General features: G+C 42.9%; 25 protein-coding genes. 17 read left to right on the forward strand and 8 right to left on the reverse strand.

Going from position 1 to position 24,026, the window contains the following annotated elements:
• Positions 1–6: 6 nt before the first annotated feature.
• The 4 genes from deoB to deoC form a co-directional block, all read right to left on the reverse strand.
• Positions 7–1,188: a phosphopentomutase gene (gene deoB / locus BK120_RS17265; protein ID WP_076268743.1), complete on the reverse strand. Its 1,182-nt coding sequence runs from the start codon at positions 1,186–1,188 to the stop codon at positions 7–9.
• A gap of 17 nt (positions 1,189–1,205) precedes the next feature.
• Positions 1,206–2,387 (reverse strand): NupC/NupG family nucleoside CNT transporter, encoded by a 1,182-nt coding sequence (locus BK120_RS17270; protein ID WP_076268744.1) that lies wholly within the window; start codon positions 2,385–2,387, stop codon positions 1,206–1,208.
• 76 nt (positions 2,388–2,463) lie between these two features.
• A complete protein-coding gene (locus BK120_RS17275) occupies positions 2,464–2,886 on the reverse strand; it encodes a cytidine deaminase (RefSeq protein ID WP_256710930.1) in 423 nt (140 codons plus the stop codon).
• A gap of 25 nt (positions 2,887–2,911) precedes the next feature.
• Positions 2,912–3,580, reverse strand: a complete 669-nt coding sequence (gene deoC, locus BK120_RS17280; protein WP_076268746.1) for a deoxyribose-phosphate aldolase — start codon at positions 3,578–3,580, stop codon at positions 2,912–2,914.
• Between the two features lie 285 nt (positions 3,581–3,865).
• Here deoC and BK120_RS17285 point away from each other — a divergent pair, with 285 nt between their 5' ends.
• Positions 3,866–4,372 carry a HEAT repeat domain-containing protein gene (locus BK120_RS17285; protein ID WP_076268747.1) on the forward strand — a complete coding sequence of 169 codons (507 nt, stop codon included), beginning with the start codon at positions 3,866–3,868 and terminating at the stop codon, positions 4,370–4,372.
• A 90-nt stretch (positions 4,373–4,462) separates the two neighbouring features.
• On the forward strand, positions 4,463–5,083 hold the full coding sequence (locus BK120_RS17290; protein ID WP_076268748.1) for a DUF1361 domain-containing protein: 621 nt from the start codon (positions 4,463–4,465) through the stop codon (positions 5,081–5,083).
• Positions 5,084–5,181: 98 nt separating this feature from the next.
• Here the strand turns inward: BK120_RS17290 and BK120_RS17295 are convergent, their stop codons facing one another.
• Positions 5,182–6,384 (reverse strand): carboxylate--amine ligase, encoded by a 1,203-nt coding sequence (locus BK120_RS17295; RefSeq protein ID WP_076268876.1) that lies wholly within the window; start codon positions 6,382–6,384, stop codon positions 5,182–5,184.
• 207 nt (positions 6,385–6,591) lie between these two features.
• Here BK120_RS17295 and BK120_RS17300 point away from each other — a divergent pair, with 207 nt between their 5' ends.
• Positions 6,592–7,218 (forward strand): hypothetical protein, encoded by a 627-nt coding sequence (locus BK120_RS17300; protein ID WP_076268749.1) that lies wholly within the window; start codon positions 6,592–6,594, stop codon positions 7,216–7,218.
• A gap of 27 nt (positions 7,219–7,245) precedes the next feature.
• Positions 7,246–7,599, forward strand: coding sequence for a DUF3221 domain-containing protein (locus BK120_RS17305; RefSeq protein ID WP_076268750.1), 354 nt, complete (start codon positions 7,246–7,248; stop codon positions 7,597–7,599).
• Here BK120_RS17305 and BK120_RS17310 read toward each other — a convergent pair.
• A complete protein-coding gene (locus BK120_RS17310) occupies positions 7,586–8,038 on the reverse strand; it encodes a hypothetical protein (RefSeq protein ID WP_076268751.1) in 453 nt (150 codons plus the stop codon). The genes BK120_RS17305 and BK120_RS17310 overlap by 14 nt on opposite strands.
• Positions 8,039–8,942: 904 nt before the next feature.
• On the opposite strand from BK120_RS17310, the gene BK120_RS17315 reads away from it, so the two are divergent.
• The 6 genes from BK120_RS17315 (at position 8,943) to BK120_RS17340 (ending at position 18,043) form a co-directional block, all read left to right on the forward strand.
• Entirely contained in the window at positions 8,943–10,571 is a 1,629-nt protein-coding gene (locus BK120_RS17315) for a cellulase family glycosylhydrolase (RefSeq protein ID WP_256710931.1), read from the forward strand.
• Positions 10,572–10,812: 241 nt separating this feature from the next.
• Positions 10,813–11,748 carry an ABC transporter permease gene (locus tag BK120_RS17320; protein ID WP_076268878.1) on the forward strand — a complete coding sequence of 312 codons (936 nt, stop codon included), beginning with the start codon at positions 10,813–10,815 and terminating at the stop codon, positions 11,746–11,748.
• A gap of 81 nt (positions 11,749–11,829) precedes the next feature.
• On the forward strand, positions 11,830–12,654 hold the full coding sequence (locus BK120_RS17325) for a carbohydrate ABC transporter permease (protein WP_083682147.1): 825 nt from the start codon (positions 11,830–11,832) through the stop codon (positions 12,652–12,654).
• Between the two features lie 79 nt (positions 12,655–12,733).
• Positions 12,734–14,398 (forward strand): extracellular solute-binding protein, encoded by a 1,665-nt coding sequence (locus tag BK120_RS17330; protein WP_076268753.1) that lies wholly within the window; start codon positions 12,734–12,736, stop codon positions 14,396–14,398.
• A 125-nt stretch (positions 14,399–14,523) separates the two neighbouring features.
• On the forward strand, positions 14,524–16,470 hold the full coding sequence (locus BK120_RS17335) for a sensor histidine kinase (RefSeq protein WP_256710932.1): 1,947 nt from the start codon (positions 14,524–14,526) through the stop codon (positions 16,468–16,470).
• Positions 16,445–18,043: a response regulator transcription factor gene (locus BK120_RS17340; protein WP_076268754.1), complete on the forward strand. Its 1,599-nt coding sequence runs from the start codon at positions 16,445–16,447 to the stop codon at positions 18,041–18,043. The genes BK120_RS17335 and BK120_RS17340 overlap by 26 nt, the downstream gene beginning before the upstream one ends.
• 64 nt (positions 18,044–18,107) lie before the next feature.
• Here BK120_RS17340 and BK120_RS17345 read toward each other — a convergent pair whose 3' ends face one another.
• A complete protein-coding gene (locus tag BK120_RS17345) occupies positions 18,108–19,193 on the reverse strand; it encodes a DUF3626 domain-containing protein (RefSeq protein WP_076268755.1) in 1,086 nt (361 codons plus the stop codon).
• Between the two features lie 211 nt (positions 19,194–19,404).
• On the opposite strand from BK120_RS17345, the gene BK120_RS35980 reads away from it, so the two are divergent.
• Both BK120_RS35980 and BK120_RS17350 read left to right on the forward strand, forming a co-directional pair.
• Positions 19,405–19,539: a hypothetical protein gene (locus tag BK120_RS35980; RefSeq protein ID WP_256710933.1), complete on the forward strand. Its 135-nt coding sequence runs from the start codon at positions 19,405–19,407 to the stop codon at positions 19,537–19,539.
• A gap of 28 nt (positions 19,540–19,567) precedes the next feature.
• A complete protein-coding gene (locus BK120_RS17350) occupies positions 19,568–19,999 on the forward strand; it encodes a DUF6526 family protein (protein ID WP_083682108.1) in 432 nt (143 codons plus the stop codon).
• 63 nt (positions 20,000–20,062) lie between these two features.
• Here BK120_RS17350 and BK120_RS17355 read toward each other — a convergent pair whose 3' ends face one another.
• Positions 20,063–20,734, reverse strand: a complete 672-nt coding sequence (locus tag BK120_RS17355; protein WP_076268756.1) for a DUF2306 domain-containing protein — start codon at positions 20,732–20,734, stop codon at positions 20,063–20,065.
• Between the two features lie 342 nt (positions 20,735–21,076).
• Between BK120_RS17355 and BK120_RS17360 the strand changes: the two genes are divergently transcribed.
• From BK120_RS17360 to BK120_RS17375, 5 genes are all read left to right on the forward strand, one after another.
• Entirely contained in the window at positions 21,077–21,397 is a 321-nt protein-coding gene (locus tag BK120_RS17360) for a thioredoxin family protein (RefSeq protein ID WP_076268757.1), read from the forward strand.
• A 127-nt stretch (positions 21,398–21,524) separates the two neighbouring features.
• Complete coding sequence (locus BK120_RS17365; RefSeq protein WP_076268758.1) at positions 21,525–22,955, forward strand: MFS transporter; 1,431 nt, start codon at positions 21,525–21,527, stop codon at positions 22,953–22,955.
• A 116-nt stretch (positions 22,956–23,071) separates the two neighbouring features.
• A complete protein-coding gene (locus tag BK120_RS17370) occupies positions 23,072–23,401 on the forward strand; it encodes a metal-sensitive transcriptional regulator (RefSeq protein ID WP_076268759.1) in 330 nt (109 codons plus the stop codon).
• 179 nt (positions 23,402–23,580) lie between these two features.
• A complete protein-coding gene (locus BK120_RS35300) occupies positions 23,581–23,718 on the forward strand; it encodes a hypothetical protein (protein WP_179089819.1) in 138 nt (45 codons plus the stop codon).
• A 100-nt stretch (positions 23,719–23,818) separates the two neighbouring features.
• On the forward strand, positions 23,819–24,022 hold the full coding sequence (locus BK120_RS17375; RefSeq protein ID WP_076268760.1) for a cation transporter: 204 nt from the start codon (positions 23,819–23,821) through the stop codon (positions 24,020–24,022).
• The last annotated feature ends 4 nt before the right edge of the window (positions 24,023–24,026 follow it).

The raw sequence follows: 24,026 nt of genomic DNA on the forward strand, positions 1-24,026 counted from the left end.
AAATTGTTATTTTAATTGTCCCAAAAAGCTTTTGCCATGCTCAGGCATCTTCACTCCGAAGTTTTCAGCAATGGTTGCCCCAATATCTGCAAAGGTTTCGCTTATAGGCAGAGCTTGACCAGCTTGTTGAAAACGCGGCGAGTATGCGAGTAGAGGCACATATTCGCGAGTGTGATCCGTACCATGATAAGTCGGATCATTGCCGTGATCGGCTGTAATGATCAGCAAGTCCTGATCTGTTAATTTGGCGAAAACCTCTGGCAAACGAGCATCATATTCTTCCAATGCTTGTCCATAGCCCTTTGGATCGCGGCGATGCCCGAATAGCGCATCAAAATCAACGAGGTTCAAGAAGCTGATTCCCGTAAACGATTCGTCAAGGGCCCTGATAAATTGATCCATGCCGTCTGCATTGGACACTGTACGCACGGTTTTCGTAACACCTTCACCATCGTATATATCGGATATTTTACCAAGAGCGATGACATCGAATCCACCATCTTTTAGCTCATTCATAACTGTTCTATTAAATGGCTTCAACGCATAGTCATGGCGATTGGATGTTCTTTTGAAATGGCCGGGCTCACCAACAAAAGGACGTGCGATAATTCTTCCCAGCATGTAGGGATCTTCCAGTGTGATTTCCCGGCAAAATTCACAAATTTCATAAAGCTCGGAGAGCGGAACAACCTCTTCATGAGCAGCAATTTGCAGCACGGAATCAGCAGAGGTGTAGACAATTAGCGCACCCGTCTGCATATGCTCTTCACCAAGCTCGTCGATAATCTCAGTGCCGCTTGCAGGTTTGTTTCCAATGACCTTGCGACCGGTATGAGCTTCAATGCGAGCAATCAATTCCTGTGGGAATCCATCTGCGAAGACACGAAAAGGTACTGCAATATGGAGTCCCATGATCTCCCAGTGACCCGTCATTGTATCTTTGCCATTGGATGCTTCTTGCATTTTTGTATAATAAGCAAGCGGCTGGTCTGCGACCTTCACTCCAGCAATTTCCTTAATGTTGGATAGTCCGAGCTTAGCCATATTAGGCATCTCCAGACCACCGCATTCCCGTGCGATATGACCGAGTGTATCGACATCAACGTCCCCGAAGCTGGCTGCATCCGGCGACTCGCCGATACCTACAGAGTCCATGACTACAAGGTGAATTCTTTGAAACTTGTTCATTGGTTTTAGGCTCCTTGTTATTTAATAAACAGTCCGGCAATAATGGCAGACAAGACGCTAACTAAAGTAGCCCCGTACAACAATTTTAACCCAAATCGAGCCACGACGTTACCTTGTTTTTCATGCAGCCCTTTCACAGCGCCGGCAATGATGCCGATCGATGAGAAGTTGGCGAATGAAACTAAAAATACAGAGACAATGCCGACAGCGCGAGCGGACAAATTAGGATATTTTTCTAGCTCAAGCATAGCGACAAACTCGTTGGATACCATTTTTGTAGCCATAATGCTTCCTGCGTCGACTGCGTCTTTCCATGGAATACCCATGATAAAAGCGAAGGGAGCAAAAATATAGCCTAACAGTTCTTGGAACGAGATGCCAATGATACCGCTGAAAAGTCCATTTACGAGCGCGATCATGGCGATAAAACCGATAAGCATGGCTGCGACGATGATAGCAACCTTGAAGCCATCTAATATATATTCGCCCAACACTTCAAAGAAGGATTGTTTTTCTTCTTCTTGCACCTGCAAAATATCGTCTTCCGGCTCAACCTTATAAGGGTTAAGAATGGAAGCGATGATGAAACCGCCAAACAGATTCAGCACAAGCGCTGTAACTACATATTTTGGATCGAGTATTTGCATGTACGAGCCGACAATCGACATCGACACCGTAGACATCGCCGAGGCACACAACGTATACAACCGATGTTTAGGCAGCAACCCGATTTGTTTTTTAACGGAAATGAAAACCTCTGATTGTCCCAAAATTGCAGAAGCTACCGCATTATAGGACTCCAATTTGCCCATGCCATTTATTTTGCTCAAGACAAGACCGATATATTTGACGATAAACGGCAGAACCTTGATGTATTGCAATATACCAATGAGCGCGGAAATAAACACGATTGGCAGCAGCACACTTAAGAAGAAAGAAAACTGTCCTTCATTCAGCAAGCCGCCAAATACGAATTCAATCCCGGTATGGGCATAGCCAAGCAATTTCTCAAACATACTGGAGAACCCTTTAATTAAAACAGCACCAGCTAAGGTGTTTAATAGAACGAAGGCTAAAATCACCTGCAGGACGACCATGATAATGAGTGGTTTATAGCGAATGTTCTTTTTGTTATTGCTCGCGATGTAAGAAAGCCCAAGAACAACAAGCAAACCTAATATAGCGATTAAAAATTTCATGGTTCATTCTCCTAGTTAGTTAATATTGTGCGAGTTTAGAATTACTATGAAGCGCTTACAATAGATTCACAGATTACTATTTCATATCGGAGGCTTGAAAAGCACCTGGCAGCAGCTGTGCCATAGTCCATTCTTCTGTATGTCCATGGAGATTTGTTAAATAGATTTTTGTATTCTCATCACAAAATTCGGCCAATACCTGTCGACAAGCTCCGCATGGAGATACAGGACCTTCGGTATCTGCCACCACTGCAATAGCTTCAATGATGCGTTCACCTTCGGATACCGCTTTGAAAATAGCCGTTCGCTCCGCGCAATTCGTTAATCCAAATGATGCATTCTCAATATTACAGCCTCGGTAAATACGTTTGCTGCCTGTTAGTAGAGCGGCACCAACTGCAAAATGCGAGTAGGGGATATGAGCATGCTGACGGGCTTCAATGGCTTCTTTAATTAACTGTTCCTTCATCCTACAATCCTCCTGTAAAGGCTGCTCCAAATTGGAGCAGCACCATCATATCTATTTAGTAAGAAGAGGTCGATTGCTCGCCTTCCATAATCTTCACGCCTGAGCTGGCACCGATTCGTGATGCGCCTGCTGCAATCATTTTTTCCATATCTTCAAGACTGCGAATGCCGCCGGAAGCTTTAACGCCGAGCTTGTCCCCAACGGTTTTGCGCATAAGCGCTACGTCTTCAGCAGTTGCTCCGCCAGTTGAAAAACCTGTCGATGTTTTCACGAAATCCGCACCCGCACGATCAGACAACTGACTAGCGCGTACTTTTTCATCGTCTGTAAGCAGCGATGCTTCGATAATTACTTTCACAATAGCTTTACCAGCAGCGGCTTCAACAACGGCTTGAATATCTTTTTGTACAAAGTCGTCGTCGCCATCTTTGAGTGCACCAATGTTAATGACCATATCAACTTCAGTCGCTCCATTTGTAATAGCGTTCTTAGCTTCAAAGGCCTTTGTCTCCGTAGTAGAAGCCCCTAATGGAAATCCGATTACTGTACAAACCTTAACGGTGCTGCCTGCCAATTGCTCAGCAGCGTAAGCTACCCAAGTTGGATTGACGCAAACGGAAGCAAAACTATATTTTCTCGCTTCTGCCGTTAATTTTGTAATCTCAGACTTTGTTGCATCTGCACGCAAAAGCGTATGATCAATCATTCCAGACAAATTTAACATAGCCAGTTCACCTTCCCCTTATACGAATGCTTAATTTCACGCTTATAATAACACGACTTTGAACATATGTAAAATCATAAATGAACAAATGTTCAATCCTAATGTTGGATAATGTAGATTATAAGGAAAAATTCATGAGTTGTACTTACATTGGGCTGATTCGCAACATTCTTTCACAAAAAAACGTTTTACATTTGGAATGGAAAAATGTAGTGTGTCATCTTTTTAAGATTTGTATACATTAATGGATTTGTTTTTTTCATCTTATAAAAAGGAGATAAAACAATGTCTGACTTAAAACCATTTGATGCTAATATCATGAAACTAGGCAGCACAAATACACAAGAAGCGTTTCATGCGATACATAATTTGAAAAAACAAGGGACAAGTGTAATTCCAGCTTTAATCGAACAACTGCATGTAACGGATGTATCTGTACGTACTATGATCGTTGTTGTACTAGGTGAGTTTGGCGAAGCAGCATCAGAATCTGCTGCTCAGGTTGCTGCCTTGTTGAAGGAGGACAATGAACAGCTCAGAATGGCCTCTGCATTAACTTTAACGAGAATAGGCAGCCATAGCCTCCCTTATTTACTGCAAATACTCGCTTCCACAAATGATAAAGCTTGTTTTTGGGCAGCATGGGCATTGTCTTTCATTGATCCCGCTCACATTAATGATGAAACAATTGAACGGTTAAAGCATACCCGAGAAAATCCTGATAGCCCAATTGAAGTTTTTGCAGCGGAAGAGGCATTAGGGAAAATATTAGCCAATCGGCTTCAAAAGTAGAACGAAAAAGCCTTGCGAGGCAATCTCGCAAGGCTTTTGATACCTTTTCACCCGAAAATGCATAAAATGGATAACAATAGGAGTGTTTGGATGAATAATCGTTTTAAGGCGAGAATTTCTTTTTTTGCGTATATAGCGCTTCTGTTTACTTTGGATAACTATTATTCATTTATGATTTTTAATTTATTTCTTGCTTTTGCAGCACTGGAGCTGTCTTTTTTACTGCCTTTATTTAAGTCGCATAAGAAAAGAAATATGCTGGTTAGTTTTGTTTTCTTTATCGTTTTCATCCTGCTCTCGCCAAATGTGTTCTATGTTGTAACCGATCTGATTCATCTCAATTTCTTTTCGTTTGATTATATGGAGGGACTTCACGTTAATGAGTGGTGGAACTTCTTTGTATTAATCAGCGGGGTTTTCATAGCTCTATTTTTTTACATAGTAATGATCAAAGAGATTCAACTGCTTCTTATAAATACAAAGTGGAATAAACTGATTTTATTAGTATTTATGCTGCTCGGCGGCCTAGGGATATATATAGGAAGATTTTTACGCTTTCATTCTATTCATTTGTTTACGGAGCCTTTGTCTTTATTGAAACAAGTGCTTGATTCACTAAACGGAAATTCATTGCTGTTCATCCTATGGATGAGTGTTTTACAATTTATCGTTTATTGGTTTTTTGTAGATTCAAAAAGGAATGAAGCTTGATGGAGGGAACAGCCTAACTTATAGCGAAATTTAATAAAAACCTCTTGTTAATTGAGCTGATTCAGCTGCTTTAACAGGAGGTTTTCCTATAGTTATAGTTACGGCTGCCGTATTACCCTCCGTTGTGAAACTTTCCTCACTATTTTTTTAAATACCATATAGCAGAATGATACGGCAGGCGCTGGGTCACGTAGGCTCCAGATGGCAGGCGCTCTTTTGACAAAATGGGATTTAACGATTGGCAGGACGCTTAACTGTTTGGTTCGGACATAATCGCGCGATGAAATAAGATCTTCAAACAAAAAGCAGAAAGCGATCCCTGTATCGCTTGTAATCGCATAGCTTCCAATCGGCTTGCCTACAAGCTCGTTGTAGGCGAGCAGTGGGAAGTTAACGCCACATTTTTGAAGGAGAGGGTCCAGTGTAGTCGTTCTTGCATTAATCTCCAGCAAATAAAACTTGCCGGTTACCGCATCCTTCTTGAATTCAATTTCGGCGAAGCCTTTATAGCCAATCGCTTCTAGAAAAGGGGCTCCGATGTGGTAAAGCTCCTCTATGTACTTTTGCTTTGTAAAGGAAGAGGCGCCAAAGTTAATTGGGAATTGCCGTAGTTTTTGACAGGTCATCCAGTGAGTTACCTTTGAACTCTGATCCAAGTAAGCATCAAATGTGTAGACATGGTCATCGAAGCCGGGAATAATTCTTTGCACGATAACCTGAAGTTTAGCTTGCCTCGATTTCTCGATTGCAGCTCTCATTTCCTCCAAGTTATGGCATGTGAATATTTTGGCTCGAAAAAAGTCCACGAAAGCTGGGGAGTCCGTGGGTTTCACGATACATGGAAAGCCGATCTCAGCAACGACTCGTTCTTCAAATCGTTCCTCAGCTGGGCTGATCGATTCTGGCACTAATACACCGTGTTTTGTTGTAAGGGTATGGAGATACTCCTTGTCCATAATATTGCTCCAAAAGCCTTGTACGTTCATATTAATATGGTAGTACTTTTTGAGCTCGTTCAAATAAGAATCAACAAACTCCACATAAGGGTCGACGCTCGGAAAAAGGACAGGCTTCTTGTCCTGCTTTTTTGCGTATTCGATTAAATAGTGCAGAAGCTGTTCCTTCTGCTGTTTATAATGAGGAACAATAATTTGCTCGCTTAAGTATTTGGATTTGGCGCCATATGTATTTTGCTTGGAATAATCCATTGCTACTGTATAGATGCCCTTGGAGCCGAGGCCTCTTATAATGCTTAAACCAGTGTAAAAGTTTGAGCCAAGTATGACAGCTTTATTTTCCACCAAACAACACTCGCTTCCTTAGTCATATGAAATAGTTATGTCATTCGCGTTGTTTTCAATCGCTCCTAAATATTGCTAAATATATCATGAGGGTATTTCATTATCAAACACATTTTGATGAATATAGCCATTGCCTGTTCTACTGTATTAGAATAGTTATGTAGGGAATTATTGCAAGCATAAGTATCTTGTAAGAGGAGAATGGCCATGACATGTGTTCAAGCCGTAATTACTAATCCCTTTTTCGATAAGCCTTTATGGCTTCCTAAAGCAGAAGGCCGAGAAAATGCATATTTATCAAAAAATTCAAGCGCAGAGGATGTTGTTATTTTTCTGACAGTGCTATGTGGCATGAATGATATTGATATAAATAAAGAGCCTAATGAAGTGGTAAAAGAACTCATTAATGCAGATGAAATTGTACTGAGCGGCGGAATTGCTTTTGAGAGTCAAAGCCATGAGATACTTCCCAGTTGTTGCTGTGGATTGGAGCAATGGAAGGAGGTCCTTGACGCGGTCATAAATAAGAAAAGTGCCTGGCTAGGACATGATCCCTTTCCATCTATCGAATACATGGATCAATCAGTAAGGATTTGGTCGAATGATTACTATGGAGTGATGAATGTAAAACCACCAACAAAACAAGAGCAGCAGCAAATGTTTTTTATTGAATATAACGATATTGAATTGATTGAACAACTGGAGAGTGTTGAAGCTGATCTATTGGATTTCTTTAATTACGCATTGGTCAAACAATTATCGATGGTTAATGCTGAGCTATTGGACAAGCTTTTCTTGAAATATTGTGAGTGGCTTAGTCTGGAAATTAAATAACCACCAAATCAAATAGGGAGGAAAAAGATGAGAAAATGGATAGCGTATTTGGTAGTCGCAATTGCAGTCTGCGGGTTAATCATTGGCATTAATAAACCATTTGAAAAAGGCGATTATATTCTAGAGAAACAACTTAACAGCAATGACGCTCCAACCCTATTTGTTGTCTATAACATTTCCAAAAAAGAGGCTAAAACAAAATCGCTTTCTGATTTTTTGAATAACGAAAATCATAACGATGTGATGATTATTCGCGTTGATGATAGAGAGCTTTATAATGACCTGAGGATCGGCGAAAGAGTAACGATCAAAACAAAGGGTTACACGATGTTGTCATCCCCACCTCAAGCGGTAGCGGATGAGATTATTAGGCATTATTGAGCTGCTTTAACGCCGCTTCAATAGGTTTGTCTAGTCGTGTATTCTCCTTGATGTCGCTCCAATAAACGATCAGAACGTTTCCTTCCTGATATAATCTCGGAAACGATTTGGAATTGGCATTTTCTGTTTGTTTATTGAGTTCTTCAGCCCCATTAATACGATCTTTTTCAGATTGAAAAATATAAAAATGCATAAAATCAGGTTCATTTTCTTTCTTATCTAGTGGCATTCCTACGGAATAGACCTCGGGAATAACATCGTTTAATTTCGGTGGGTAACCTGTTATCCCATAGGATATTAGCTCTAACTTCTGAGCTTCAATCGCTTTAGTTACATCTTCTAAAATAAACTTATTTTCCTTGCTGTTTGTATCTTTGGAGCATCCGCCTAAGATGATGATGCATAATAAAATGAGAAATACTGGATTTATTTTCAACATAACCGATAGTACACCCCCAACATAATAATAATGCTTTTGAGACATCTATTTGTAATCATATAGACTCTCGAATGATTGTTAAGGTTGCATTATATGGATGATTAGTTAAAGTCTAACGAATCGTAAAGAGCTTATTTTGCGGAAAAGTGAGGTTTGAAGATGCTAACGAATCACAGCAACGCTATTAGGTGCTTTTGTACACGAAAAGGGACCATTTGAAGGAAATAAGGTTGCTGGCGTTCGTTACAATTTTTAAAAGCGGAAATGTAGGCGGATAACGTGTGTTAGATTCGTTACAGATAATGATGATACTGTTGGTACCCATAATGATTGTTAAGGTTGCATTATTTAGTTGTTTTACCCATTTGTAAAGTCTAACGAATCGTAAAGAGCTTATTTTGCGGAAAAGTGATGTTTGAAGATGCTAACGAATCACAGCAACGCTATTAGGTGCTTTTGTACACGAAAAGGGACGATTTGAAGGAAATAAGGTTGCTGGTGTTCGTTACATTTTTTTAAGGTGAAAATGTAGGCAATTAACGTTTCTCAGGTTCGTTACAGAAAATGAAGGTGCCTCTGGAACTGCTGGAAGTGTTGGTACTTCTGGTACTTCTGGTACTGCTGGTATCGCTGGTACCGCTGGTACTTGCTGTCACCTTCCTGATACTCATGATACTTCTGGTGGATAGTTCGACGTGTTATTTTGCCTTTTCGCATGCAAGTGCAGTTAGATGTATTGCTTTGCTTGCTATACACAAATCAACGCAAATTGGCAGCTAAAAGGCTGCGCCTTTCGGATATGCTCTCCATATTTCGGAATGCTCACCGTAAGCTGTGGTCTTGTGCTATATTTTGAGAGAGTGGCAATGATAGTTCTAATCCATACATATAAGGAGGCAATCCGATGATGAGCGTGCATAGCAACAACAATGATGTAAGCGGTTTCGTAAGGGCGGAAGGTAAAAAGTTGCTTAATGGAGACGGCAAAGAAATTGTGCTGAGAGGCGTTGGGTTCGGAAGCTGGCTGCTGCCGGAAGGATATATGTGGAAATTCCCGCAAGGCGGAGACCGTCCGCGCAAAATCGAAGCGATGGTCAAGGAATTAATCGGCGAAGAGAAAGCAGCACAGTTCTGGGATAGTTATGTGGAGCGTTATGTGGATGAGATTGATGTCCGCGAAGTGGCGAAGCAGGGCTTTAATTCCGTGAGGTTTCCTATCAATGCCCGCGGAATTCTAGAACAAGGCGACGAGATCATTTTTAATGAAAAGAGGCTTGCACGAATTCATGAAGTGATTGAATGGTGCAGAAAGTATAAGCTGTATGTCATTTTAGATTTGCACGGGGCGCCAGGCGGGCAGACGGGAGCCAACATTGACGATTCGGAAAATGATTTGCCGGAGCTGTTTACGGATCGCCGCAACCAAGAGCTGACGATCGCGATTTGGCGAATGTTCGCAGAGCGCTATAAAGACGATTGGATTATTGCTGGATATGACCTCTTTAATGAACCTCTTCCGGATTGGTTTAACCAATATAACGACCTTGTAGAGCCGCTGCACAAGGAAATTACAGCAGCGATCCGTGAAGTGGACAAGCGTCATATGATCATTATTGAAGGGGTACATTGGTCAACGGACTGGAGTGTATTCACAGAGAAATTTGATGATAATTTAATGCTGCAATTCCATAAGTATTGGAACAACCCTGATACGGAAAGTATTCAAAAGTATATAGATAAGCGCGAGGAGTGGAATGTGCCGATCTTCATGGGCGAAGGCGGTGAAAATAACGCACAGTGGTACAGCGGAGCATTCCAAATGTTCGAGGACCATCAGATTTCGTGGAATTTCTGGACGTGGAAAAAGATGAACACATCAAATTCTCCGTACTCTATTCGTATGCCGGAAGGCTGGAATCTGCTGACGGCTTATTTGGAGGGCGGCGCTAAACCGGATGAAGCAACTGCGGAAGCGATCTTAAATGAATATCTCGATAATCTTAAAGTGGACAATTGTGATGCGTTCCCAGGCATATCCCGTGCGCTGCTGCGTCACCTTCCGCTCCAGATTCCTGCTGAATTTTATGGACAAGGCGAGGGTGTCGGCTTCGGCATCGTGAACAAAAAAACGAACAAGACGGGGCTGCGTGCAAGTGATGGCGTACCGATGAGAATGATTACGGGCAAGACCGAGATACCAAGCTATCATTCAGAGGGCGGCAAGGTTTGGGCAGAGGATAATACGCTTTGTGTAGAGCTGCATCAAGGGGTTTGGCTCGCGTATGATGCTTTGTGCGTTGAAGCAAGGTCATTTGATCTGCATGCGCGCCTGCTAGCCGCTGCGGGACAAGCGACATTATCCATTGAACTGGAAGGCCAAGAGCCGGTGAGCTGTGAGGTAAACGGTGAGGAGTGGACGGAGAGCCTGCTACTAAAGGACATCCATCTACCAGCTGGAGCAGTTCGTGTCATTATCCGTATTTTAAGCGGCAGCGTGGATTTGGATTGGATTGAATTTTCGTTTGCTAAATAGAATGAAAAACCAAAATGTGATGCGAGGCAGGTTCTGCCAGCATCACATTTTTTTGTGCGCAAAAAACGGTAGATGCACCCAAAACCGAAAAATGGTCACCTGAATACGAAATCTAAAGCCTTACGAGACAAGGACTAACAATCTACAATTAAAGTATAAGAGATGCAAAGGCTTACATCAGATTTTCAACAGCATGGGGGTTATTATTTTGAAAACACAGCTAGGTTCAGCGCCTGCTTCCTTGCCTGCTGCGGACGCAAAGGCAGCAAGAAGCAAATGGTTCAAAAAGTTGTACAGCCAACGGCACATTCAAATTATGGCGTTACTAGGCGTGCTATGGATGATTATATTCAACTACGTTCCTATGTATGGCGTTATTATCGCCTTTAAAGAATTCAACATTGTTAAATCCATAAGCGAGGCGCCTTGGGTTGGCTTTATGCACTTTAAGGATTTTTTCCAGGATGAGAGCTTCGTTGATGTCATGAAAAATACACTCGGCATTAGTCTTATCAAACTTGCGATCGGATTTCCGCTACCTATTATTTTTGCATTATTTCTAAACGAGGTTCGTTCGGTCGGCTTCAAAAAAGCGATTCAGACCATTTCGTATTTGCCTCACTTTTTGTCATGGGTTATTCTCGGCGGTATTCTTGCTACTTGGCTTTCGGATGTTGGGATTATTAACAACGTTCTTCTTGCTCTTAATTTCATCGATGAGCCGATTTCCTATTTGGCAGAGCCTAGCTACTTCTGGAGCATCATCATTACATCAGATATATGGAAAGAGCTTGGCTGGTCCGCCATTATCTATCTTGCGGCTATTGCCAGCGTATCGCCGGAGCTGTATGAAGCAGCAACGATTGATGGCGCAGGGCGTTTTCAAAAAATGTGGTACGTTACTTTGCCTAGCATTAAGGCGACGATCTCCATCCTGTTCATTCTTGCAGTGAGCGGCGTGCTTAACTCGAACTTCGATCAGATTCTAGTGCTGCGCAACTCATTGAACGAGAGCGCGAGCAACGTTATCGATATTTATGTTTATCAGACGGGTATGCAGCAAGGACGTTATTCTTACTCCACTGCTGTTGGATTGTTTAAGTCTTTAATCGCATTAATTCTATTGCTTATTGCAAACCGAGTAACGAAAAAAATGAACGATACTTCACTGTTCTAGAAACGGAGGCGACTAACCGTGTTTAATATTAAACGTAAAACAAAAGGAGAAGCATTTTTCGATATCTTCAACAATTTCGGAATGCTGCTCATTTGCTTCGCGACCCTATATCCGATTTGGTATGTGCTGGTCAATGCCTTTAATGAAGGGCAGGACGGCATGCGCGGCGGGATCTACTGGTGGCCGCGGGTTTTCAGCATCGAGAGCTTCGACGCGGTATTCCAAAGCAGCGGCATCATGACTGCGATGGGAATTACCGTAGCCAAAACACTGCTTGGCACGGTGCTTCACGTGTTTTTTACGGCGATGGTTGCTTATGCATTCTCACGCAAAGGCCTCATCGGCGGCAAAATATATATTCTCTTCGGAACGGTTACTTTGTTCTTCGGCGGCGGTCTAATTCCGACCTACCTGCTTATGAGAGATCTGCATTTGCTGGATAACTTCATGGTCTATATCATTCCTGCCATGTTCAGCTTCTTCGATCTTATTATCTTCATGACCTTCTTCCGGGATATTCCGGATGGCCTTGAGGAAGCTGCCAAAATTGACGGAGCAAATGACTGGTCGATCTTTGTGCGAGTGATTTTGCCAGTATCGATGCCGGTTATTGCTACAATCGCTTTGTTCCACGGGGTATACCAATGGAATGATTATTTTGCCGGCGTTATCTACATGAACAACATGGACATGCAGCCGATCCAAACTTATTTGTACCGTATTGTTGCTCAGTCCAGTTCTAGCCAAATGTTGGCCGCTATCCCTGGAGGAATAGGGAAATCCGTTACTACACAATCCATCAAGCTGGCTACGATGGTTGTCACGACCCTTCCAATCGTTATCGCTTATCCGTTCCTGCAGAAGTATTTCGTAAAAGGAATGATGATCGGTTCGATTAAAGGTTAACTTATGGCAGTACCTTCCGCCCTTTATAGCGCAGAGGATTGCATATATAATCATTCATACAGAGAAGGGGAAGACAAACATGAACAAGAAGCTTAAGCTCAAAAATGTATTGATGCTGATGGTCGCAACGGTTCTAGTCTTTACGACCGCTTGCTCTTCAGGCGGCAACAAAAACAATGGCAAAGAAGAGGGTAATGGCGCTCCTGCTGAGCAAGTGAAGCTTACTCAGGACGATAAGGGCTGGGAAGTGGATAAAAGCCCGATTACGTTCGACTGGTACATCAACTTCTCTTGGTTCCCTAACAAATGGGGCGTAGATGCGACTTCGAAATATATTACTGAAAAAACTGGCGTTAACATTAACTTCATCGTTCCAGCCGGCAACGAAGCTGAGAAGATGAATACAATGATCGCTTCGGGCTCTTTGCCTGACTTTATTACACTAGGCTGGTACGAAGATGCGGTTAAGAAAATGATCGAAGGCGATCTAGTTCTTCCGCTGAACGAGCTTGCTGATCAATATGACCCTTACTTCTACAAAGTAACAGACCCTGCTAAGCTTTCTTGGTACAAACAAGAAAACGGCAATGTATACGGTTATCCGAACTCTTCCTCATCACCTAAGGACTATGAGAAATTCGGAGATAACATTACATCCACGCAAACCTTCCTTGTGCGCAAAGATATGTACGAAGCACTAGGCAAACCGGATATGCGTACGCCGGAAGGCTTCTTGAATGCACTTGAGGCTGCGAAAAAAATGTATCCTGATGTGAATGGCCAACCGCTTATTCCACTAGGCATGTATGATTTCAGCGACACAGGCAATGCGTCGCTTCAACATTATATTCAGAACTTCCTTGCTATTCCTTACGATAAAGATGGTCAGCTGTATGATCGCAATACAGATCCTGAATACGTAAAATGGCTGAAAACAATGCGTCAAGCGAACGAAGACGGCTTGTTGTCGAAAGATATCTTCATTGACAAGCGCCCGCAAATGGAAGAAAAAATTGCACAAGGCCGTTATTTCGCAATGCTTTACTCTAGATCTGACCATGCAAACCAACAAAATGCACTATTTGCAAATGATCCGAACTCCATCTACATCGCTGTAGACGGTCCTGCTAATACTAACCTTGATCAGCCGACGCTTGCTGGTCCATCGATCTCAGGTTGGACAGTTACACTGATCTCCAAAGATGTGAAAGACAAAGCACGCGCGATTCGTTTCCTAGACTATTTGATCTCGGAAGAAGGACAGCATGATACGTTCTTCGGTAAACAAGGCGTAACTTGGGATAACATTGATGGCAAAGATCAGTTCTTGCCAGACGCATTGAATCTATTGAATACAGATCGTGGCGCTTTCGACAAGCAGCTTGGCGCATCCCACACGTTCTGGATGATGATGGATACGAACCTAACGCCAATCTGGTCTCCGCCAGCTGTTGAGCCATTCAAGCAATTGGAAGATTGGACTCGCGGCAAGGCGAAGAGCTTGTCGGAATTCGACCAACTGAACCCAACAGGCACTTCAGCCGAAGGTATTATGAATACAAAGATAGATCAAGAGTTTGGTAAAGTATTGCCAAAACTGGTGCTTGCTAAATCGGATGCAGAGTTCGATAAAATTTGGGGAGATTTCCTAAAGAAACGTGAGACTCTTGGATTCAGCAAAGTACAAGCCTACAAACAAAAGAAATACGAAGAAAATGTAGCGAAGTTGGACGCAGCCAAATAATATAATCATTTCTACCACTTAGGGGGAAGACCCCAGCGAAAGGTACTCCAGAACCGGAAACGGTCTGGGGTGCTTTTTGTGCAATATAAGAATAGTTGGTTTTGCTTGATGGGGAAGTTAATCGATTGAATGAAATACAGAGCGGAAGTGAGAGCATTATGGGCAGAAAATTTCGGTTACATCTTCAGTCTGCTACGAATTGGCTAGGGCATCGATCGATGCAAAGCCGCCTTGTGGCGGCTTATATCGTCATATTATTAATTCCTAGCATCGGCGTATCGAACTATCTCTTTAATCAGATTAGGGATAGTTATATTAACGATACCTTTAAGCAAAGCCAATACTTGCTTGAAATGGAGAAAGTGAATGTTCTAAATCAGATTGAAGCTATGGAACGGGCTGCCCAGCTCACTTTATCGAAATCTGAAATTTTGGATTATATATCAAAGGATGAAGATCTTCCTGTTGAAGAGCTCCTCGACTTATATCGTGGCGCCCTTACCGACATGATCAACATTCAAATCAATAATCCGAATATTGCCCATCTTCGTTTGTTTGCAAACAATGATCATATGTCCGAAGTTTGGCCGATTATTTTCCATGAACGCCGGATTCAGAAAGAGCCGTGGTACGCCAAGCTGGATCAATTGGAAGGGAAGGAAATGTGGATATTCAAAGAGCGGGACCTGGACATTTTGCATCGTTACGTGACGGATGTTAACGATCAAATGCCGAAGGTTTCACTCCTGCGCGTCGTGAATTCCGGAAGCAAGCGTATTGGGATTATCCAAGTCGAAATGCTGCTGAAGCAGTTCTCGCCTAAAGCGTTTGCCAATATTAAGGATGACGGGTCGCAGATGATGCTTGCTGATGGCAGCGGAACTATTTTTATGGATGACAATCAACCGTTTGTCGGCAGTGATCCAGAGCTTCATCAAGCCATTTTGCAAGAGTTCCGGGAAATGAATGAGCACGGGGTTAAAGAGAAGCGATTTTCTGTAAATAAGCATCCTTATTTGCTGGTCTCCACGCCCGTGGAACAAGTCAGTGCGCATATTCTTAATGTGGTGTCGTTAAAAAATGTTGATGAACGCGTATCCAAAGCCGAGAGACAAATCATCGCTGCTAATATTATTCTGATCGGTCTATTATCCTTCATTACGTATTTAATGAACTCCTTTATTCTTAAAAACCTGAGTCGTCTCACAGAGGCAATGAAGAAAGTAAGAAGAGGAGAAATGCCAACGGGGCTTCCTTTGGGCGGAGGCGGAGAAATAGGCGAGCTAGCGCATCATTTTAACAAATTAATTCATACCATTAATGAGTTAATTGCCCAGGGAGTTAAGAAGCAGGCGCTAACGAAAGAGGCGGAGCTGCGCACCCTGCACAGTCAGATCGACTCGCATTTTTTGTACAATACGCTCGAGAATATTAAGATGCTCGCAGAGATGGAAAACCAGCGGACGATATCCGATTCGCTTACCTCGCTTGGCGGTATGATGCGTTATAATTTCAAGTGGTCTGGCGAATATGTAAGCTTACAGGATGAGCTTCGCCATATTCAGAATTATATTGCCGTCATGAATATTCGGTTCGACGAACCGATTCAGCTGGAGCTAAATATTCCACCGAAGCTGCTGGAGATTGAAGTGCTTAAGATGTCATTGCAGCCAATCGTAGAAAATGCAGTAAAACATGCATGGACGGGTGTGGAAGAGAGCACGAGCAAAATATTAATTGATGTTATTGAGGATGAGGAAGCAGGCATTATCATCAGGCTGAGAGATAACGGCATGGGTATTAAAGCGGCCCGCTTGGAGCGGTTAAATGAAATGATTCACACCGATAATAGTAACGGGATTTCTTCAGAGAAAGAAGCTGGAAACGGAAAACAAGCGTTTGGAATCGGCCTGCGCAATGTTCATCAACGTATTCGGCTTTATTATGGCAAGCCATATGGATTACAGGTATATAGCAGAGAAGGGCAATTCACAGAAGTAGTCATTACCCTTCCTAAGGTACTGTTGATGGGAGGAAGTTCCGGATATGAGAACAATGCTGATCGTAGATGACGAGAAAAATATCCGATTAGGGCTCAAGACGATGATAGAGAGAGAGTTTCCACAATTATATCAGATTCGAATGGCGATACATGGAGAAGATGCGTTAGCACAATATCGCAGTGAACGGGCAGATATCGTAATTACAGATATTCGCATGCCCGTGATGGATGGCATTGAACTCATTAAGCGGCTTACTCAGGAACCTGCGCCGGTGCAGAAACCGATCTTTATTATTTTAAGCGGCTATGACGATTTCTCCTATGCGAAGGCTGCGATAGAATATCAGGTTAAAGATTACTTGCTCAAGCCGATTCGGCGGGACGAGCTGTTTGAATCACTCACAAAGAGCGAGACCACGCTGCAAGCGCAAGCTGAATTAGCTGAGCGGGTAGCGGTAAGCGATACGTACCGCGAACAGCTGCGAATAAATAGTCTGAAGGAATGGTTTAGACAAGATGACCCTGCCTACGATTTTGCAAATGATCTGGAAGCTAAAGTCGGATTCGAACAGTTCACTAGACCATTTTCTGTTGCCGTCCTGAACTATAAATCGGAGAGCGGCGACTCCATGAACAAAGAAGAGTTCAAGCTGCTAGTGGAGAAAATGATGCAGCCGATTAAGGGTGTACTGGATGTCTCGTTTCTAGATAGTGAATGCAAGCTTGTTCTGATCGGCAGCCCGCGCTTTCAGTTCGAAGAATTGTTTAGGCAGGCTGGCGGGAAGGAACTGGATGGACTGCGCATGGGGATAAGCGCAGAGGGGAATGAAATCGAAGATTTGTTTCATTGTTATAAGCAAGCTTCTGAGGCGCTTCAGTATTCATTCATGTATTCGAATTGCCGTCTGCTGCATCATGAAGACATTCGAGCGAAGCGGCAGTATTATCCGGTGCCAGAAGAAGAAATTCGCAAGCTTGGCAACATGCTCGGAACTGATCGGGAACGGGAGGTTCAGGAGCTGCTGAAGCTGATTTTCCATACCGAGGATATACCGAATGTAGATATTGGCTACTTAAAGCTGGTAGGCAAAATGATCAATGAGCAAGTTTTGGACGAAGTATTCCGTATTTACGGCGAAGAGTCGATCGAAGTATTGAAGCTGTATCGTAAAGTGGGCAGTATGGATAATTTCCGCAGCTTTCACGATTATTATCGGAGCTTGGAGCTGCTGCTCTCAAGCGTGAACGACTATGTCAGAGGCATACGCTCAGCTTACAGCGAGCATTCGGAGATTAAAGCAGCGGTTAACTATATGGAGGAAAACTATTATCGCCCGCTTAATATGGCTGTCGTGAGCAATTATGTTGGCCTTAATTACTCCTATTTCAGTGAAGCGTTTAAGGTTCATACGGGTGAGAATTTTGTATTGTTTCTAAAAAAAATTCGCATTCGCAAAAGCAAAGAGCTGCTGCTCGAAGGCAATCAGAAGATGCAGGAAATCGGCAGTGCCGTTGGCTTTGAGAACAGCAAGCAGTTTTCTCGTGTGTTTAAGGAGCTTGAGGGAATATCGCCGCAGGAATATCGAATCAAGGTGAGATCAGATGCTGATCAGAGCAAAGAATCGGAAGAACATAGGGTTTAGAGGAGAGGAGCTGCGGGCTCCTCTTTTTTTATTTTCCTTAGTTAACCTCCGATTACGCTAACTTTCACTTTTCCATTGACTTTCCATATCTCACTAAAACATGCCAGAGTAATTTTAATTCTTGCAAAACTTCTGTGTAGGTTCCTCTATCGCTCCAATGATTTGGATTTCGTTTCAAGTCCATAGCTGCTGCGCCAATCATATTGACATCAATAAAATCACTTTGTGCAATTCTTTTGGCTAGTGAAGGCATCGAAGGACCTCTGAAATTGATAGGAACCTCATCCACTAAAAGGGTAAAGCCCCTATGCCAGTAAAGATCAATGGAATACTTTAAACATAGCTGTTCTAAGATTCGTCCTGTATGCGTGCCCTTAAATGATGGATCGGCAACAAGCGTCTTAACGTCTTCTTTAAGAGAAATGTCACCATGAACCTGAGCTTCGATATAGTGGTCCAGATTTCGATTAGGCTCTTTGTTTGAAGGATTTTGGAATGGTTTCTCAAGATTGACGAGCATATGGTCGATTAGCTTTCGAACCGTCAGATTGCTTTCACCAATGGCAAAATTATTAAAGAACGCATCCCTCATGAGAGCAGTTAAAATAAGGTCAAATTCCTTATACGTCCCCTTTTCCTTAGGGTCTTGGTGAGAATCTAAATAAGTATAAGTGCAACGATGGGAGACCTCAGCGGATAAAAGAAAATAACATGATCCAAACCGTGGAGCAGGTCCATCGGGATGTAACATGACATTGAGTGCCCCATACTTGGGCCGTTCGCTATTGGTTGAGCCATTTATTTGGTACGCTCCGCCAAACATTTTATTTTCCCAAAGGTCTCGTTCACCACCTGGAAATGCTGAAACACTTCCATTCGATAGGAAAGTCTCGAACTGGCTTTTATAAATCCCCTGCTCAAGCAGTGCTTCAGCGACGCTTTTCATGTTCGGATCTAGTCGATCAGGGTGAAAGTGCAGCGCAATACTTGCATGAGATTTTAGTTTAGTGATAGCATCTTCAAATGTCTTCAGCTCGATGCTGGACATTTGAAGGATTTCCCTAATAGTTTGCTCCGCCTCATTTTTGCGGCTTTTTGCGTAATTTGTAATATACTCTTGAGCTAATTGCTGAGACCTCGATAATTCCATAGGCAGAAGAGTCCCTTCCCTTTTTTATAGAATCATAATACAGGATGGACAGTAAGGGAAATGCAGATAACGTTATTAAAAATACTTTATTTTTTTCTGACAATAGAAAGTTATCATGTATAATGATTTACATATGTTGTAAGTATTCAACGTCACCATGTTTAATGATTCTAATAGGAAGACTACATGGCAGAGGTGGGGTAGTAATGGTGTGAGTCACTCCGTTCAAGAAGTTTACGAAAAAAAGACGGCAGGCTTGAAGCAAACGACGGAATCTGATCATGAAGTCGCTGTAAAAGCAGCAATTGTTGCTTTTGGCGTGATTCAGTTTTTCAAAAAAGAATGAATTAGACATTACATTGGGGGAAATCGTTATGAGCAATGTGAAAACGCAAAGCTATGAGAACCATGGGCAATATGCACCTTTGTATCATTTTATACTGGCGCCCATTGCGCTTATCTTATTTATCGCGTCGATTGTTCATATATTTAAAGAGCAATTCAGCTTCTCTTCGCTATTAATTTTTGGTCTTGCTGTATGTGTAGTTCTCTTGGGTGCGGTTGTCCGTCAGTTCGCAACGAAGCTGCAGGATCGCAGCATTGTTCACGAGGAGAACTTTCGGCATTTCAGGCTTACAGGCAAACCATTGGATACAAGACTTAGCGTGCAGCAAATCATTGCTCTACGTTTTGCGGAGGATGATGATTTTCCTGCATTATGCGTGAAGGCAGTTGAAGCGGGAATGAATTCCGGGACGATCAAGAAATCGATTACGAATTGGCGAGCGGATCATAACCGCGTTTAAAAGCAGGACGATAACAAGGAAAGAGCAAGGATGGGTTGCAGCCGTCCTTGCTCTTTTTTTTGTTTATATCTTTGGATGTATGCCGGTCTCATGCGTCATGCCAATACGCTTTTTTCTACTCATTAGCATTTCAATAAACAGTAGATTTGGTACCCAGCAAATCCAAGCAATAACGAAAAACGATTCATTCGTATCGGTTATTTTCCAAATGCCAGCTGCGAGTGCAGTATACAAGCGGAGTGTAATTGCAGCGCAGGTAAGAGCATAGTTTCTCGCCATCCAGCGTCCATGCTCAGCCTTATTCCGGTGGACGATAATGCTTTTTAACGCGCGATAAAGGGAATACAGCCATAAAATAGATAAGGTGCCGAAGCCAACCTTAGCGATCAGCCCGCCGTTCGCGTAAAAAGCGAGATACAGGCCAGTGATGCCGCCAATTCCAATCATTGCAGCATAAATATAGCCGATCGTGCGGTGTACTTTTGGCGAGCGATGCCGAAACCGCTTGATGAATTGAAACCAGCCGATTGCAATCGCTATTCCAGCAGAGACGGCATGGCCCCATAGAACGCTGTACCATAGGTCTGGCATGCTTCCTTTTTCTGTGACAAAGCCCTGCTCCTTAATGCCATCAGGTGATCCGTACAAAAACAAGGCGTATGCCCCAACCACTAACGCCAAAAAAGCCAATAGTCCAAGCGACCATGAACGACCGGCACTTCCTCGTACACGCATCAGTTTACCTCCGAATTTCATCGTTATTTACTGTTAATGAAAATGTATCATTTAAGCTTATTCCGCCTCAAGCGGCTGGCGACGGAGCTGCGACTACGTCTTAAGTCTAATAGGTCGATCCGCTGCTAAAGACCAAATTGCCTCAATTCCGACGGAGATGATGTTAACTTATAAATAGATTTTTATCTTAAATTTCAATTTGGCGATATTAGAGTTATTATAGTGTTTGTCAGATTTTATGAAGTTAAAGTATATTAAGATTCTCCATCAACAAAAACTGTGTGTTGCGTGTGGTGGTTATGTACCTATCAGGGAGAATTACATAAGAGGAGGGATATAGCAATGGCTATCTTAAATTTAACGGACAACACGTACGATAAGTTGGTTTCTGAACAGGATGCCGTCTTGGTGGAATTTTGGGCGGAATGGTGTACGCTCTGTAAACAAATGAAGCCGATTCTAGAGGAAATCGACCAAGCTTATGCAGGAAAAGTAACGGTGGCCATGGTGGATGTAGCGACGGAAACGAAGGTGACAGAGCAAATGGGAGTCATGAGTTTACCAGCTTTGTTTATTTACAAAAAGGGTGAGCTAGTCGGGAAAGTGACAGGATTTGTACCGAAAGAAACGTTAACGGGCGCCATCAATCAACTCATCCCATAGTGGATTTAAATCAAATCAAGTCACTGCTGATCTAAAGTCAGCAGTTTTTTTATGGAAATAGTTGTTGACAATATAGGGTAGGGGGGTATACTATACGAATGTAAATCAAATCAAGGAGGAATACGAAATGTCAGGAAATTCAAAGGCTTTGACTAATGTGAATCCGCTAAGATGGAAGGCATTGTTCTTGCTATGCTTGGCTCAGTTCATCGTTATCATGGATACATCCATCATCGGGGTTGCTCTGCCAGCTGTTAAAGAAGCACTTGGTTACTCGCAAAACAACCTGCAATGGGTATTTAATGCGTATGTCATTTTCTTCGGGGGATTATTGCTGCTAGGAGGCCGACTTTCCGATCTATTCGGTCAACGCAAGATGTTTATGCTCGGCTTTATAATTTTGTCACTTGCTTCGCTGTTAGCCGGATTAGCTTGGTCCCAGGAGTCGATGAATATCGGCCGTGCCATTCAAGGATTTGGATCTGCGCTAATCGCTCCAGCTGCATTGACCATCATCATGCAACTCTTTGCCGCTAACCCTAAGGAGTTAAACAAAGCTTTCGGCTTCTGGGGAGCATCCGCAGCAGCAGGCGGAACCGCCGGGGTTTTCCTTGGAGGAGTCATCACGGAATGGCTCAGTTGGAATTGGACATTCCTAATCAACATCCCCGTGGGCTTGTTCGCTATTTTGTACAGTCTGTATGTCCTTCCAAAAGGAACAAAAAGTAAAGGCAGCATCGATATCTTAGGATCACTGACGGTCACAGCTGCGTTGGTGCTGGCGGTATATGCGATCGTCACTTCGGAGCATAACGGATGGGGGGCGCAAACATTTGGTCTATTGGCCATTGCTGCTGTACTGTTCATTCTGTTTCTGATCGTGCAAGCGAAGAAAAAAGACCCGCTCGTACCTCTACGGATATTTAGAGCTCCAAATCTACTTGCGAGCAATATCATTTTGGCAACTCTTTCAGGTGCTTGGATTCCGCTTTGGTTTTTCTTAAATCTGTATCTTCAACAGGTTTTGAACTATTCGGCATTCATGGGCGGGGTTGCTCTGGTGCCGATGACGATCCTCATCATGATCTTGATGGTCGCAGTCATGGGAAGGCTTGTCGGCAAGTTCGGCATCAAAGGAAATCTCGTCATTGGTATGCTTATATTAGCAGGATCACTGTTGCTGTTCGCTGGGAATACGCCAGAGGATGGAAACTTCGTTACCAACGTACTATGGGCTTCTCTACTCGGGGCACTTGGCATGTCAATGGCTTATATCCCGGCAACGATTTCCTCCTTGTCGGGGGCAAGGCCGGAAGAATCCGGTTTGGCGTCGGGCTTATCCAATATGAGCTATCAGATTGGTTCAGCCATCGGATTAGCTGTCATGGTTGCCGTATCTTCTTCCTGGACAAAAGGGGAGCTGGATAAAGGGATCGATCAAATTGCAGCATTAAATACGGGGTTTCACTCCGCATTCGTTGGAGCAGCTATCATAGCTATCGTGGGTGCGCTTATCGCGTTGATTTTTATTCGTAAAGGGAAAACGTCAGAGAATTGAAAATGAGATAGCATAATAATCAGTCGTGTTATTCACGGCTGATTTGCTGCTTTATCAGAACTTTGCATCGGATAGGGTTAGGGGGTATAATAGGGCTTAAGGGGAGGGGATAAGCCATGGAAAATGAATTAACGGTTGCATCCGCTGGACATGAAAATCATCACCACCATCAACATAGCCATCACTCCGAGAAGACCAAGATAAACCTGACCAGTCGCTTGAACCGAATTGAAGGGCAAATTCGAGGGATCAAAGGGTTAATTGAAAAAGATACGTATTGCGATGATGTGCTCAATCAGATCGCGTCGGTTCAATCGGCTCTAAACGGCGTCGGAAAATTACTTCTCGAGAACCATATGAAAAGCTGTGTCGTTGAAAAAATTCAATCGGGTGAACATGGAGTCATTGATGAGTTGTTGACGACAATAAATAAACTAATGAAATGATAATCGGAGCAAATGTGCTTGTGTACATTTGCTTTTAAATTTTATTCATCAACTTCGCTTGACATTACATAGGGTACGGGGGTATTCTATATTTATCGTTACCATTAATTACAAAGGTTGTGTTGGAGCTTGACTCTTCGTAGCAACTCCACTCTCGTAAAGGTGCGGAAGAAGTGGGCATGCCATTCGTTCATTGGCTGGATAAAGCGTTCACGGGCTTGAGAGTGTCGATTCTAATAAAATCGGATATGCAGGCTGCACCCTTGGAGCAAGTGAACCGTTTGCGAAAGGGAAGTGTGACTAAGCTTGTCGGTTGAATCAACTTCAAGGAAGTCATCAATAATTATTATTTTGTCGTTAATATACTATAGGGTAGTATTGTATATTAACAAAATAAATGAGACGGAGGAATTAAAAATGAAAAACGTAATGTTAAATGTAGAAGGAATGACTTGCGGCAGTTGTGTTCGTAGGATTGAAGGTGCAGTCGAAACTCTCGGTGCCAAAGCGACTGTTGATCGAGCCGCAGGCCTGGTTGAATTGGTGTATGACGACAGTGAAACCTCATTGGAAGCCATTGTCGAAACGATTGAGAAACAGGGTTACGATGTCGTGAAGTAAAAAC

The organism is Paenibacillus sp. FSL A5-0031, from assembly GCF_001956295.1.
Lineage (GTDB): Bacteria > Bacillota > Bacilli > Paenibacillales > Paenibacillaceae > Pristimantibacillus.

Coding starts and splice junctions, on each gene's coding strand:
- deoB (WP_076268743.1), bottom strand. CDS start 1,188: ATGAACAAGTTTCAAAGAATTCACCTTGTAGTCATGGACTCTGTAGGT.
- BK120_RS17270 (WP_076268744.1), bottom strand. CDS start 2,387: ATGAAATTTTTAATCGCTATATTAGGTTTGCTTGTTGTTCTTGGGCTT.
- deoC (WP_076268746.1), bottom strand. CDS start 3,580: ATGTTAAATTTGTCTGGAATGATTGATCATACGCTTTTGCGTGCAGAT.
- BK120_RS17285 (WP_076268747.1), top strand. CDS start 3,866: ATGTCTGACTTAAAACCATTTGATGCTAATATCATGAAACTAGGCAGC.
- BK120_RS17290 (WP_076268748.1), top strand. CDS start 4,463: ATGAATAATCGTTTTAAGGCGAGAATTTCTTTTTTTGCGTATATAGCG.
- BK120_RS17300 (WP_076268749.1), top strand. CDS start 6,592: ATGACATGTGTTCAAGCCGTAATTACTAATCCCTTTTTCGATAAGCCT.
- BK120_RS17305 (WP_076268750.1), top strand. CDS start 7,246: ATGAGAAAATGGATAGCGTATTTGGTAGTCGCAATTGCAGTCTGCGGG.
- BK120_RS17310 (WP_076268751.1), bottom strand. CDS start 8,038: ATGTTGAAAATAAATCCAGTATTTCTCATTTTATTATGCATCATCATC.
- BK120_RS17315 (WP_256710931.1), top strand. CDS start 8,943: ATGATGAGCGTGCATAGCAACAACAATGATGTAAGCGGTTTCGTAAGG.
- BK120_RS17325 (WP_083682147.1), top strand. CDS start 11,830: ATGCTGCTCATTTGCTTCGCGACCCTATATCCGATTTGGTATGTGCTG.
- BK120_RS17330 (WP_076268753.1), top strand. CDS start 12,734: ATGAACAAGAAGCTTAAGCTCAAAAATGTATTGATGCTGATGGTCGCA.
- BK120_RS17340 (WP_076268754.1), top strand. CDS start 16,445: ATGAGAACAATGCTGATCGTAGATGACGAGAAAAATATCCGATTAGGG.
- BK120_RS17345 (WP_076268755.1), bottom strand. CDS start 19,193: ATGGAATTATCGAGGTCTCAGCAATTAGCTCAAGAGTATATTACAAAT.
- BK120_RS17350 (WP_083682108.1), top strand. CDS start 19,568: ATGAGCAATGTGAAAACGCAAAGCTATGAGAACCATGGGCAATATGCA.
- BK120_RS17355 (WP_076268756.1), bottom strand. CDS start 20,734: ATGCGTGTACGAGGAAGTGCCGGTCGTTCATGGTCGCTTGGACTATTG.
- BK120_RS17360 (WP_076268757.1), top strand. CDS start 21,077: ATGGCTATCTTAAATTTAACGGACAACACGTACGATAAGTTGGTTTCT.
- BK120_RS17365 (WP_076268758.1), top strand. CDS start 21,525: ATGTCAGGAAATTCAAAGGCTTTGACTAATGTGAATCCGCTAAGATGG.
- BK120_RS17370 (WP_076268759.1), top strand. CDS start 23,072: ATGGAAAATGAATTAACGGTTGCATCCGCTGGACATGAAAATCATCAC.
- BK120_RS35300 (WP_179089819.1), top strand. CDS start 23,581: ATGCCATTCGTTCATTGGCTGGATAAAGCGTTCACGGGCTTGAGAGTG.
- BK120_RS17375 (WP_076268760.1), top strand. CDS start 23,819: ATGAAAAACGTAATGTTAAATGTAGAAGGAATGACTTGCGGCAGTTGT.